Origin of the sequence: Vibrio neptunius (genome assembly GCA_019339365.1) — a bacterium.
GTDB classification, from domain to species: domain Bacteria; phylum Pseudomonadota; class Gammaproteobacteria; order Enterobacterales; family Vibrionaceae; genus Vibrio; species Vibrio neptunius.
On sequence record CP079859.1, the window covers coordinates 1,250,184 to 1,262,697 of the forward strand.

A 12,514-nucleotide genomic window follows, 5' to 3' on the forward strand; every position below is an offset into this window, starting at 1 on the left:
TACAGATTTAGAAAAGCAAAGACTGTTCCACTTTTTATGAGAGATAGGAAATGGAACCAATCAGTGCCTAATATGTATCGGAGATTAGAGAATGAAAAGATGGCTAACGCTAGTGCCAGTGGTGTTTCTCACCGCCTGTGCCTATGCTCCAATTTATAACGGTAAAGAACCGTACCCCGGCTCTCAGTTTATGCTGATGGAGAGTCCGCGTCATACTCTTGACTTCTTTATTGAGAGTATGACCGAAGATTTGATGGTATCGAACACCAGTGTGTCAGCGCGGACACCGATTGCCGTTACCTCTTTTGTCGATCTACAAAATATGGATGCAACAAACTGGTTAGGGAACTCGGTCTCGGAAGGGTTTATTCATCAATTCCAGCGCCGAGGGTTTAAAGTAGTCGACTACAAAACGACGGGTTCCATTCAAGTGACTCAGCAAGGTGATTTCGCCTTCAGTCGTGATTGGAAAGATTTGTCTCAGGAGCAAGATATCCAGTATGTCCTGACCGGGACCATGCTTCGTCAGGAAGGCGGAGTTTTGGTCAACGCTCGTGTTGTGGGTATGCAGTCACGTGTGGTTGTTGCCACTGCTCAAGGCTTCTTACCTGCCGATAGAATTGGTCGCGACCTAGATACACTCAACAGTATCCGAACTGAAGACGGTGTTTTGATTCGCTCAGACCCTACAATAAGACAACCTTACACGGTTATTTTACGTCCATAGGGAGTTGAGATGAAGAAGCTATTTTTACTGGCAGTTGCATTAATTATGCTTGGCTGCCAACCGTTGCAGAATATGCGTCCAGATGATTGGTTAACAGCGGTTGGCTACGCTAATATTAGTGAGCAGAAAGGTCGCACAGATGAAGAGCGTCAGGTACGAGCAATGCGTGCCTCTAAGATTGACGCCTATCGGGAGCTTGCAGAGCAAGTATATGGCATGCGAGTGAGCGGCCGAGCCGATCTGCAGGATCAACGTCTAGGTACTGAACTAACCTCTGGTGCGGTCGACGGTGTTATTCGTGGTGCTGAAGTAGTCCGCAGTTATAAAGTGGGCGACAGCTACGTGACTGAATTGCGACTGGACATCAAAAAGATGGATAAATTGCGTGACTATGGTGAAGTGCAGGCTGTGCCAGAAAAACGCCAGCAAACTCTTTTCTAAATATCTCCACCAATCTTCGATCAAAAAAAGCGGCAATCATTGCCGCTTTTGTCTTCAAGCAAATCAGGCTTTAATGTTCGTGCCTAATGTTGTGACATTCTTGGTCTGACCCTCTGCAGTGTAGGTCATACCGAGTTTACCTTGGGTCTGCTGCATCAAGTTATTGAGTTTATTAAAGCTCAACTGTGCCCGTTGAAGAGCTTCACCATTGATTGCATTTGCTTGCTGACAGTCATGGACGATGGATCGAATCTGCTCAACCAGAGGGCTCAACTCTGGGTCGGTAGATAAAGTCGCAACATCTGGATGTTGGCCAATGCGTTGGTCGGTCTGTTGAAGTTGGTTAATTAATGTCAGTTTTTCTTTGGCAAGCTGTTCAATGTCTTTCGCGACTCTGCTAGCAATGGCCACTTTCTCTTTCTCCAACAGCAATGAAAGATCGGTTGCGCTTTTGAGTTGAAACTCAATTAAACTGCTTAGGCCTGCCATGACAGAAACTCGTTACTCGAAACCGCCAAGTTCTTTCTCGAACTTGATCATATTGTCAGCCAGCTTTTGAGGGTCAACGCTGTAAGAGCCATTTGCTATGGCTTCTTTGATAGCGGCAACTTTGGCCTGGTCAAAGCTTGGCTGGCTAGCAAGTTGGGTATGCATTTCACCGACTGCCTTACCTTGTTGACTTAAGGATACAGAGTCTTGTGCAACTTCAGATTTTTTTGCTGAATCCGTTGCAGAAGGGCTGCTTTCATTACGCGCTGTGTTTCTCGTCGACGTTGTCACCGTCTGTCCAGAGCGTATATTATCAATGCCTGCCATATATGTGAGCCTTTCGTGTTTAGAATCTTATGTTGTCAATATCGACTAGAGCAGGGATTACTTTAGGTTTTTTTTAAATCGATCAAAAAACAACCGTCACCTCAGAAATCCCTGTGACCCTACCTTCAATTATACGGTTGGATTTTATATTTTTCACTCTTATCTGCTCACCATGTGACCCATCTGTGAGTGCTGTGCCCTTAGTTGTAATGGTCATACCTGACTTTATCGCTTTGATTGTGACCGTTTCATTGCGGCAAACTACACATACATCATTGCTTTCAATGACTTCGCCAGCACGTAGATTTTTTTTTGTTTTTGCCCCAATTACGGCATCAATGTTGGAAAAGCCTTGCCGCCTGAAGCGTTGCAAGTCTACCATATTAATAGTGACATCTTGTCGAGAGATTACTTGGCCTCGACTAAGCGGACCAACGAGCACAACTTGAGGACCAGAACGAGTTAGTCTGACGGGAACATATAATTTCCAGTTATCTTCGCTACACTCTACTAACACTGTGATGTTACTGGCGTTAGGGTTGGTAGAGGAGGAGGATGTGTCTAGCGGGCTAGGGCAATCAGTGGCGGAGACACGGCTGTCAATGTTTGCCGCTCTTGCGTCCAGTGTACCACCTAAAGGCCATTCGATGGTTGATAGAACGTACTCTTCTGCTGCTCTCTGGATAGTGATAATTTGCTCAGGTGTGGCTGATGTTGCTGAAAAACTAAAGAAAAAGCATAAAAAGACGATAGACTTATAAAAGTTTTTATAGAAAGCTCTACAATTAGTTATGGAAAATGAGCATAAGTGTGATTTTAAGTATGTCATTCTGTTTCTCTAATAGTTTTACATGGCCGTTAGTAGACTACCATTTTTTTAGCATGAAAGTTTGAGATGGAGATGAGCTTATGTCGGGTATTCTTGATTCGGTGAATCAGCGTACGCAACTCGTCGGTCAAAACCGATTGGAACTCTTAACGTTTCGCCTGATGGGGCGACAACGCTACGGGATAAACGTATTTAAAGTAAAAGAGGTACTTCAGTGCCCCAAGCTTACTTCGATGCCAAACTTGCACCATTTAGTCAAAGGTGTGGCTCATATCCGTGGCCATACTGTGTCAGTTATTGATTTGAGTTTAGCTGTTGGTGGTCGTCCGACTACGGATGTTGAAAAAGCGTTTGTTGTTATTGCTGAATTTAACCGTACGATCCAAGCTTTCCTTGTGACATCAGTAGAACGTATCATTAACATGCACTGGGAAGCGATACTGCCACCGCCTGAAGGCGCTGGTAAATCCAATTATTTGACGGCAGTCACTAACATTGATAACGAGCTTGTCGAGATCCTCGATGTTGAAAAAATCCTTGCAGAAATCGCGCCAGTTGACGAAACAATGGACGCCTCAATCGGCGAGGAGATAGCTCAGGTCGAGTCACAGAAAGAGATAGTTCGCCGAATTTTAATCGCGGACGACTCCACTGTTGCCCGTAAGCAAGTTGAACGTGCAATTACATCACTGGGCTTTGAAGCCATAGCTGTTATTGATGGAAAGCAAGCTTATGAAAAATTGGTTGAAATGGCTGCGGAAGGCAGTATCTACGACCAGATTTCATTAGTTATCTCCGACATAGAGATGCCAGAAATGGATGGCTATACTTTAACAGCAGAAGTAAGACGTAACCCTGATCTTAAAGATCTTTATGTTATTCTCCATTCATCACTCAGTGGTGTATTTAACCAAGCGATGGTTGAGCGTGTAGGAGCTAACTCCTTTATTGCGAAATTCAACCCTGATGAACTTGGTAATGCAGTGAAGACTGCGCTTACTGAATAAAGAGAAGTAAATGACAGCGATAACTATAAGCGATCAAGAGTATCGTGATTTCAGCCGTTTCTTAGAATCTCAATGTGGTATTGTGCTGGGTGACAGCAAGCAATACTTAGTGAGGAGTCGATTGAGCCCTCTGGTGACAAAGTTTAAGCTCAGCTCTTTGTCCGATCTTCTTCGAGATGTTGTCACTGGTCGTAACCGAGAGTTACGTGTTGCCGCTGTGGATGCTATGACAACCAACGAAACGCTTTGGTTTCGTGATACTTACCCATTTGAAGTCCTTGCTAATAAACTGCTGCCGGAAGCGGCGGCAAGCAAACGACCAATAAAAATCTGGTCAGCAGCGAGTTCTTCTGGTCAGGAGCCATATTCCATGGCGATGACTATTCTCGAAACTCAACAACGCAAACCAGGAATGTTGCCCAACGTATCTGTCACGGCAACAGACATTTCTGCGAGTATGCTGGATATGTGTCGCGCCGGTGTTTACGATAACCTTGCGCTTGGGCGTGGTCTGTCTCCTGAGCGTCGTCGAAATTTCTTTGAGGACGCTGGCGATGGCCGGATGAAGGTCAAAGATAACGTTAAGCGTTTGGTTAATTTCCGCCCTCAAAACCTGATGGACAGTTATGCCTTGTTAGGTAAGTTCGATATCATTTTCTGTCGTAACGTGTTGATTTATTTCTCTCCTGACATGAAATCTCAGGTTTTAAACCAGATGGCTAACAGTTTAAACCCAGGAGGACATCTACTACTTGGAGCGTCTGAGTCTTTAACTGGATTAACTGACCGTTTCGAGATGGTCCGCTGTAACCCAGGTATTATTTATAAACTTAAATAAGCTTTACTCATTTCATTCAAGCCCAGCGACGACAACTCGCTGGGCTTTTTCGTATTGGTATTATGTCTCTATACTTATAGGGACATTCCATGGCACCACAATTTCACACTTTGGCGTGGTATTTGCTGATGGACTTATGACAAAGAAATTAGGATTCGATTAAAGTTGGTACGCTAATTGCTTTGTTATTCAGTAGTAACGGTCAGTTCTTTTTATGTAGAGGTTAACATGGCTATATCTTTCGACAACGCATTAGGTATCCACCAATACACGGTGGGCGTACGTGAGCGCAATGCTGAGGTGATTTCCACCAACATTGCTCAGGCGAACACTCCTGGCTATAAATCGAAAGGCATGGACTTCCAAAAGGCATTGCAGGCGGCAACGTCGGAGGCAAGCATTGGACTTAGCCGTACCGACAGTCGGCACATTCCTGCCTCTACACAAGTGACTGGGGAAGTGCTTTATCGACTTCCGACTCAACCTGACACCGGTGATGGCAACACGGTGGATGTAGATTTGGAACGTAACTTGTTTATGCAAAACCAAATTAGACATCAGGCATCACTTGACTTCTTAGGAAGTAAATTCAAGAACTTAACGAAAGCATTAAAGGGGAGTAACTAGATGAGCTTGTTTAACGTTTTCAATGTAACTGGTTCTGCCATGAGCGCTGAATCTGTTCGTCTAAATACAACCTCAAGCAACTTGGCAAACGCCGATAGTGTCTCTAGCTCTGCGAAAGACACTTATAAAGCTCGCCACGCTGTATTTGGTGCTGAGTTAAGTAAGGCTAAGTATGGTCGAGACCATACGGTGCCGGTGCAAGTATTGGGGATAGTTGAAAGTGATAAACCGCTTGATGCGGAGTACAACCCAGATCACCCACTCGCTAATGACGATGGCTATATCTACAAGCCAAACGTTAATGTGATGGAAGAGATGGCTAATATGATATCTGCTTCTCGTTCATATCAAACGAATGTGCAAGTAGCAGATGCAAGCAAACAAATGCTGCTGCGTACGCTGCAGATGGGTCAATAAGGATAGGAGGTAACATATGGCCGGGGGCATTAATAATAATGTTGGTCAGAGTGGCTTGTCCTATGTTGACCAGCTTAAACAACTTCAGGACAAGAATAAGCCTGATGAAACAACAGGTAAGCAGGATCTTAAACAAGAAGACTTCTTATCTTTGCTCACCAAGCAGCTTGCCCAGCAAGATCCGTTTAAGCCGGTTAGCAATGACCAGATGATTGCTCAAATGGCGTCGTTTGCGACGGTGGATGGTATCGGAAAAATGAACAATCAGTTTGAAACACTGAATGCATCGATGACGTCCAACCAAGCACTTCAGGCATCATCACTTGTCGGTCGGGACGTTTTAGTTCCAGGGGCGGCTGGGGTGAAGGCTGGTGACGGAGCCATGGCTGCTATGGTCAAACTGCCTCAATCCGTTGATAACTTGATGGTGAGAGTTGAAGACCAAATGGGGCAGCTAATCCGTACCTTTGATGTCGGTTCAAAACCTGCAGGTGACAACCGCGTTGAGTGGGATGGTAAAGATCAAAACGGTAATCCATTGCCGGCTGGCAAATACAATGTGAAAGCATCAGGTTTGCTGGACGGGCAGGCGAAAGATTTTGAAGTTTCGACTTACGCTAACGTAAATAGCGTCTTGCTCGGTAAAGGTGATGGTAACGTACTACTCAATCTGGCTGGCTTTGAGTCGCCAGTTCGACTTGCTGAAGTACTAGAAGTTGGCAAAGCGTAACTCTACTTGATGTAGTAAAGCTAGCTAGATTAGGAGATTTTGGAATGTCATATGTTGCATTAAGCGGTTTGTCCGCAGCTCAGTTAGATCTGAACACAACCAGTAACAACATTGCGAACGCGAATACCTTTGGTTTCAAAGAGTCTCGTGCTGAGTTCGGCGATGTTTACTCAAACTCACTTTTTACTCACGCTAAAACAACACCTGGACAAGGTGTACAAGCTCAAAAAGTTGCTCAGCAATTTCATGAAGGTTCTAGTATCTATACTAACAACCCAATGGATTTGCGTATTAGCGGCACTGGCTTTTTTGCGGTAGCAAAAGATCGACTAACGCCAACAACCAATGAGTTAACGCGTAATGGTGCTTTTCACCTAAACAAAGATAACTACATGGTTACGTCGAACGACGAGTTTTTGTTGGGTTATCAAGTGAACAAAGATACTGGTGATGTTCTGTCTTACGAGCCTTCGCCAATTAATATTCCGAAAGAGTTCGGTAAACCGAAGCAGACTGCAAACATTGAAGTCGGCGTCAACTTGCCAGCGAATGGTGATCTGAAAGATCCTGCCCTGTTTGATTTCACAGATCCTGAAACCTACAACCGTTCAACCTCTTCTACGGTTTATGACTCAATGGGTCAATCGTACAAGATGACAACTTACTACCTTAAAGACCAGAATCAGCCTAACACTTGGCAAACCTACTACACCGTGACTGATAGTGCAGGTGAGAAGGCGATTAACATTGTTGGTGGCGACGTTTCGGCACCTACTGGTCATGTTGGTCATAGTATGAAGTTCAACAATGACGGTACTCTCGCTAGCCTCAACAATGGTCAAAATATTGTTTCTGAACCTTTAGGTACGGGCGCTAACCCAGTCGATCTAAACGGTGCAGACGCAAACCAGACTCTGAACTTTAATTTAGACAGTGCGACTCAGTTTGCTGCGCCGTTTGAGCTAACTAAGTTTGATGAAGATGGTGCGACGACAGGCTTCTTGACTAAAGTTGATTTTGACGAGAACGGTAGCGTGTTAGGTACATACTCAAACGGTGAAAACATTATTCTTGGGCGTGTCTCTTTAGTTCGTGTTGCTAACGAACAAGGTCTGGACAAGAAGGGTGGTACACAGTGGGATGCTACTCAGTTCTCTGGTGACAAGATCTGGGGTGAGTCAAACAAAGGTTCATTCGGTAGCATCAGCAGCGGTACTCTAGAGCAGTCAAACATTGATATGACTCAGGAGCTTGTTGACTTGATCTCGGCGCAACGTAACTTCCAAGCTAACTCACGTTCTTTAGAAGTGCATAACCAAACTCAACAGAACATCCTGCAGATTCGTTAACCACGGTTCTGAGAGTTTAAAGACATTCCGCAATCATCTGAATAGCAAGCTGGTGGCAACAACCAGCTTGCTATTATTGCCACCCGTGGCAATTCTTTTCATTTATTTCTCTTCCCTATCAATAAAAAAACCATAAAACATTGATATTTAATGGATTTTAAAGTTGGCATACCATTTGCTTTATTGATCTTAATTGTGATTATTGGAGCAAATTATGGATCGTGCACTGTTTCTTGCTATGAGTGGCGCAAAGCAGAATATGCAGGCTATGCAGCTTAGAGCGAACAACCTAGCAAACGTCAGCACCACAGGTTTCCGTGCTGACTTGGCGCAAGCCCGTTCTATGCAAGCCTACGGTGATGGTATGCCAAGCCGTGTCTTCAGCATGACAGAGCGTCCGGGCCATAATTTTCAGCAAGGTAGCGTGATTACCACAGGACGGGACTTAGATGTCACCATTCAGGATCAAGGTTGGATCTCCGTTCTTGATAACACAGGTAAAGAAGGCCTGACACGCAATGGCAACATGAATGTTGATGTTAATGGCATGCTGACAACGGGGAATGGCAACTTAGTCTTGGGAGAGACTGGAGCACCAATTACGATACCTATCCCAGTTAGCAAGATTGAAGTCGGTACAGACGGTACGATTTCTGTGGTTCCGCAAGGTGCGCCAGCAGACGCGATTGAAATCGTCGATCGAATTAAGCTTACCAGTACCAATAACCAGTCACTTTACAAAGATGTCAACGGGTTATTCCGTGCCAAAGATCCTAATGCCGCATACGAAATGGATGCCGGCGTCAAACTGCTGACCGGTGCGTTGGAAGGCAGTAACGTCAATGCAATTGGCGAAATGACCAATCTGATTGACCTCCAGCGTCAGTTCGAGATGCAGGTCAAGATGATGAGTACAGCAGAAGAGATGGACAAATCGTCTAATTCACTGCTTCGCATGAGCTAACCAGATTATTAGGAGAGAGATATGCATCCGGCATTATGGGTAAGTAAAACGGGCCTAGACGCTCAGCAAACCAATATTTCAACGATTTCGAACAATTTGGCGAACGCCTCAACAGTGGGCTACAAAAAAAGCCGTGCGGTATTCGAAGATTTGTTCTATCAAAACATCAACCAGCCTGGTGGTCAGTCTTCGCAAAACACAGAACTGCCAAGCGGCTTGATGCTGGGTGCAGGCTCAAAAGTCGTTGCGACGCAAAAAGTTCATACTCAAGGCAACACTCAGACCACGAATAATAGTCTCGATATGATGATCGAAGGTGATGGTTTCTTCCAGATCCTAATGCCAGACGGCAACATTGGTTATAGCCGTAATGGCCAATTCACCGTTAATGACGAAGGTGTCGTAGTGACATCTGGTGCAGGCTACCCACTCGAGCCAGAAATTGCCATTCCTGAAGATGCGATAAGTATTACGATCGGTACGGATGGTGAGGTGTCTGTGCGAGTGCGTGGTCAGCAAGACAACCAAGTCGTTGGTCAGATAGCAACCGTAGATTTTGTTAACCCCGGAGGCCTCGAGCCTATTGGACAAAACCTATACTTGCCGACTGGTGCAAGCGGCGATCCTCAAGAAGGGGTTCCCGGCTTTGATGGCTTTGGTGATATCCGTCAATCCATGTTGGAAACGTCGAACGTAAATGTCACCGAAGAACTGGTGAATATGATAGAAGCTCAACGTGTTTATGAGATGAACTCAAAAGTAATCTCAGCTGTTGATAAGATGATGAGCTTCGTTAACCAGCAGCTATAAGCTTGAGAAATTGAGGAATCACCTATGAATCGCTTACTGACCATAACAGCTATCGCTCTACTATCAGGCTGTTCAATGCTGGAAGCACCCATTGAGTCATCGGATGTTGTTCAGGGGACGACGACGGTCGATGCCGTTGAAGGGGATAAATCCCAAGACGGAAGCTCTGGTATTATTGACTCCCTTCGTGGAAGAACCGATCCCGTAGCAGGTGACCCTGCTTGGGCGCCAATCCATCCAAAGCATAAACCAGAGCATTATGCGGCAGAAACAGGGTCTCTTTTCAATACGACTCAGGCGACTAGTCTTTATGATGATTCCAAACCGCGTGGTGTGGGTGACATCATTACTGTGACTTTAGATGAAAATACCAAAGCTGCAAAAAGCTCCGATGCGGATTTGTCGAAAAACAATGATGCGTCAATGGATCCACTAGAAGTGGGTGGTCAGCAACTTAACATTGGTGATTACAACTTCTCGTACAATTTGAGCAATGATAACAAGTTCAGTGGCAGTGCGGCCGCAAACCAGAGTAACAGTATTTCCGGTTCAATTACTGTTGAAGTGGTTGAAGTACTAGCAAACGGCAATTTGGTGATTCGTGGTGAAAAATGGTTAACGCTCAATACTGGGGATGAATATATCCGTCTAAGCGGCACAATTCGCCCAGATGATATTTCCTATGAGAATACAATAGCCTCGAACCGCATCTCTAACGCTAGAATTCGCTATTCAGGTACTGGCACTCAACAAGATATGCAAGAACCTGGATTCTTGGCACGATTCTTTAATGTGGCTTTATAAGTCAGCTTGAAGTCGAAGTTTTGGCGCAGAGTATTGAGTAAAGGTATCCCGATGAAGAAGCTATTTTTGTTACTGATCAGCATGATTATTGTATCGACGCACGCTTACGCTGCACGTATCAAAGACGTGTCGCAAGTCGCAGGGGTACGTAGTAACCAATTGGTTGGCTACGGTTTGGTCACTGGATTACCTGGTACCGGGGAGTCGACGCCTTTTACTGATCAAAGCTTTAACGCCATGCTCGAAAATTTTGGTATTCAGCTTCCCCCTGGCACTAAACCGAAATCAAAGAACGTCGCAGCCGTCATTGTTACTGCTGACTTAGCCGCTTTTTCTAAGCAAGGCCAGACCATCGACGTCACTGTTTCATCTATCGGTTCAGCGAAAAGCTTGCGTGGCGGCACCTTGATGCAGACGATGCTAAAAGGTCTTGATGGGCAAATTTATGCCGTTGCTCAAGGTAATTTGGTCGTCAGTGGTTTTAGTGCGACTGGAGCGGATGGTTCAAAAATTGTCGGTAATAATCCAACGGCGGGCATGATTTCTAATGGTGCGATCGTTGAACGTGAAATTCCATCACCATTTGCTCGCGGAGATTACATTACCTTTAACTTATTAGAATCTGATTTCACGACTGCGCAGCGTATGGCAGATGCGGTCAACAACTTTCTTGGTCCACAAATGGCTCAAGCGATTGACGCCACTTCCGTTAAAGTTCGTGCTCCACGTGATATCTCTCAACGAGTCTCGTTCCTGTCTGCAATTGAGAACCTCGAATTTAACCCTGCTGAAGGTTCTGCAAAAATTATCGTCAACTCACGTACTGGTACCATTGTTGTTGGCAAGCATGTTCGACTCAAACCAGCGGCTGTGACTCATGGCGGAATGACTGTTGCTATCAAAGAAAATCTTAATGTTAGTCAGCCAAACGCGTTTGGTGGTGGCGAGACAGTCGTTACGCCAGACACGGATATTGAAGTGACCGAAGAGCAAGGAAAAATGTTTAAGTTCGAACCAGGACTGACGCTAGATGATCTCGTTCGTGCGGTTAACGAAGTCGGAGCTGCGCCGTCAGATCTTATGGCTATTCTCCAAGCGCTCAAACAAGCAGGTGCCATTGAAGGTCAGTTGATCGTAATCTAAGGAGAAGCGTTATGATTAACAATGGAAAAGATATCGGGTTTATTCACGATATCGCTAATCTCGACAAATTACGTCAAAAAGCGGTCGATGGAGATGAAAACAGTGAAAGGGAAGCACTGAGTGCAGCCGCGAAGCAGTTCGAAGCTATCTTTACTTCTATGCTGTTTAAGTCGATGCGTGATGCGAACTCGACATTTGAATCTGGCCTGATGGACAGCCAAAATCAGCAATTTTATCGCCAGATGATGGATGAGCAAATGGCGAGTGAACTCAGTTCCTCTGGCTCTCTTGGGTTAGCAGATATGATAGTAGCTCAGCTCACTTCAGGATCAGTGGAAAACCCTAATGCCGCCACTCGCGAAGCCGATTTTGAGGCTTTGATGAACAAAATTGACCATGTTCGTCAATCTCGCCGAGAGAACCCTCAACTTGAGCCTGTTGCTTCCAGTGCCCCAACATCGACTTCATTCGAGTCTCCGGAGTCTTTCGTAACCTCAATGAAACCGTATGCTGATAAAGCAGCACGAGCACTAGGCGTAGACTCATCTTTGCTATTGGCTCAGGCAGCGTTGGAAACGGGATGGGGGCAAAAGATGGTCAGTAATGGTCGTGGTAGCAGCAACAATTTGTTTAACATCAAAGCTGACAAGAGCTGGAGCGGAGATAAAGTGGCGACACAAACCCTTGAATATCATCAAGGTGTTCCGGTAAAAGAAAAGGCGGCGTTTCGTTCGTACGCTAACTTTGAAGAAAGCTTTAATGATTATGTACGCTTCTTGAATGACAACCCTCGCTATACAATGGCGCTTCGTCATCAAGGTAACAATGAACAGTTTATTCACGGTATTCATCAGGCAGGTTATGCGACCGACCCGCAGTATGCAGATAAGGTACTAAGGGTTAAAGCGCAAATCGATCAGATGTAAGGATGGACTTCGTCCTGAGATACTGAAACGGGCTTCGCCCTACAGATATCGGAACGGACTTCGTCCTACAGAACACTCCGTTTCGA

At 45.2% G+C, this 12,514-nt stretch carries 16 protein-coding genes; 13 read left to right on the top strand and 3 right to left on the bottom strand.

Annotation, left to right across the window (positions count from 1 at the left end):
- The first annotated feature begins 91 nt into the window (after positions 1 to 91).
- Both KW548_05950 and flgP read left to right on the top strand, forming a co-directional pair.
- The gene (locus KW548_05950; GenBank protein ID QXX07541.1) at positions 92 to 727 is read left to right on the top strand and encodes a hypothetical protein; all 636 of its coding nucleotides are present in this window, start codon (positions 92 to 94) and stop codon (positions 725 to 727) included.
- A 9-nt stretch (positions 728 to 736) separates the two neighbouring features.
- A complete protein-coding gene (flgP, locus tag KW548_05955) occupies positions 737 to 1,168 on the top strand; it encodes a flagellar assembly lipoprotein FlgP (GenBank protein QXX07542.1) in 432 nt (143 codons plus the stop codon).
- Positions 1,169 to 1,231: 63 nt separating this feature from the next.
- Here flgP and flgN read toward each other — a convergent pair whose 3' ends face one another.
- The 3 genes from flgN to flgA form a co-directional block, all read right to left on the bottom strand.
- Positions 1,232 to 1,657 (bottom strand): flagellar export chaperone FlgN, encoded by a 426-nt coding sequence (gene flgN / locus KW548_05960; GenBank protein QXX07543.1) that lies wholly within the window; start codon positions 1,655 to 1,657, stop codon positions 1,232 to 1,234.
- 12 nt (positions 1,658 to 1,669) lie between these two features.
- A complete protein-coding gene (gene flgM, locus KW548_05965) occupies positions 1,670 to 1,984 on the bottom strand; it encodes a flagellar biosynthesis anti-sigma factor FlgM (protein QXX07544.1) in 315 nt (104 codons plus the stop codon).
- An 82-nt stretch (positions 1,985 to 2,066) separates the two neighbouring features.
- Positions 2,067 to 2,813, bottom strand: coding sequence for a flagellar basal body P-ring formation protein FlgA (flgA, locus tag KW548_05970; protein ID QXX07545.1), 747 nt, complete (start codon positions 2,811 to 2,813; stop codon positions 2,067 to 2,069).
- 80 nt (positions 2,814 to 2,893) lie between these two features.
- Between flgA and KW548_05975 the strand changes: the two genes are divergently transcribed.
- The 11 genes from KW548_05975 (at position 2,894) to flgJ (ending at position 12,428) form a co-directional block, all read left to right on the top strand.
- Positions 2,894 to 3,820: a chemotaxis protein CheV gene (locus KW548_05975; GenBank protein QXX07546.1), complete on the top strand. Its 927-nt coding sequence runs from the start codon at positions 2,894 to 2,896 to the stop codon at positions 3,818 to 3,820.
- Between the two features lie 10 nt (positions 3,821 to 3,830).
- A complete protein-coding gene (locus tag KW548_05980; GenBank protein ID QXX07547.1) occupies positions 3,831 to 4,658 on the top strand; it encodes a protein-glutamate O-methyltransferase in 828 nt (275 codons plus the stop codon).
- A 228-nt stretch (positions 4,659 to 4,886) separates the two neighbouring features.
- On the top strand, positions 4,887 to 5,285 hold the full coding sequence (flgB, locus tag KW548_05985; GenBank protein ID QXX07548.1) for a flagellar basal body rod protein FlgB: 399 nt from the start codon (positions 4,887 to 4,889) through the stop codon (positions 5,283 to 5,285).
- Positions 5,286 to 5,702 (top strand): flagellar basal body rod protein FlgC, encoded by a 417-nt coding sequence (flgC, locus tag KW548_05990; GenBank protein QXX07549.1) that lies wholly within the window; start codon positions 5,286 to 5,288, stop codon positions 5,700 to 5,702.
- A gap of 16 nt (positions 5,703 to 5,718) precedes the next feature.
- Positions 5,719 to 6,432, top strand: a complete 714-nt coding sequence (gene flgD, locus KW548_05995) for a flagellar hook assembly protein FlgD (protein QXX07550.1) — start codon at positions 5,719 to 5,721, stop codon at positions 6,430 to 6,432.
- A 44-nt stretch (positions 6,433 to 6,476) separates the two neighbouring features.
- A complete protein-coding gene (gene flgE, locus KW548_06000) occupies positions 6,477 to 7,781 on the top strand; it encodes a flagellar hook protein FlgE (GenBank protein ID QXX07551.1) in 1,305 nt (434 codons plus the stop codon).
- 214 nt (positions 7,782 to 7,995) lie between these two features.
- On the top strand, positions 7,996 to 8,745 hold the full coding sequence (locus tag KW548_06005) for a flagellar basal body rod protein FlgF (GenBank protein ID QXX07552.1): 750 nt from the start codon (positions 7,996 to 7,998) through the stop codon (positions 8,743 to 8,745).
- Between the two features lie 21 nt (positions 8,746 to 8,766).
- Positions 8,767 to 9,555, top strand: coding sequence for a flagellar basal-body rod protein FlgG (gene flgG / locus KW548_06010; GenBank protein QXX07553.1), 789 nt, complete (start codon positions 8,767 to 8,769; stop codon positions 9,553 to 9,555).
- 24 nt (positions 9,556 to 9,579) lie between these two features.
- Positions 9,580 to 10,359: a flagellar basal body L-ring protein FlgH gene (gene flgH / locus KW548_06015; protein ID QXX07554.1), complete on the top strand. Its 780-nt coding sequence runs from the start codon at positions 9,580 to 9,582 to the stop codon at positions 10,357 to 10,359.
- A 51-nt stretch (positions 10,360 to 10,410) separates the two neighbouring features.
- Positions 10,411 to 11,502: a flagellar basal body P-ring protein FlgI gene (locus tag KW548_06020; protein ID QXX07555.1), complete on the top strand. Its 1,092-nt coding sequence runs from the start codon at positions 10,411 to 10,413 to the stop codon at positions 11,500 to 11,502.
- A gap of 11 nt (positions 11,503 to 11,513) precedes the next feature.
- A complete protein-coding gene (gene flgJ, locus KW548_06025) occupies positions 11,514 to 12,428 on the top strand; it encodes a flagellar assembly peptidoglycan hydrolase FlgJ (GenBank protein ID QXX07556.1) in 915 nt (304 codons plus the stop codon).
- Positions 12,429 to 12,514: the final 86 nt, after the last annotated feature.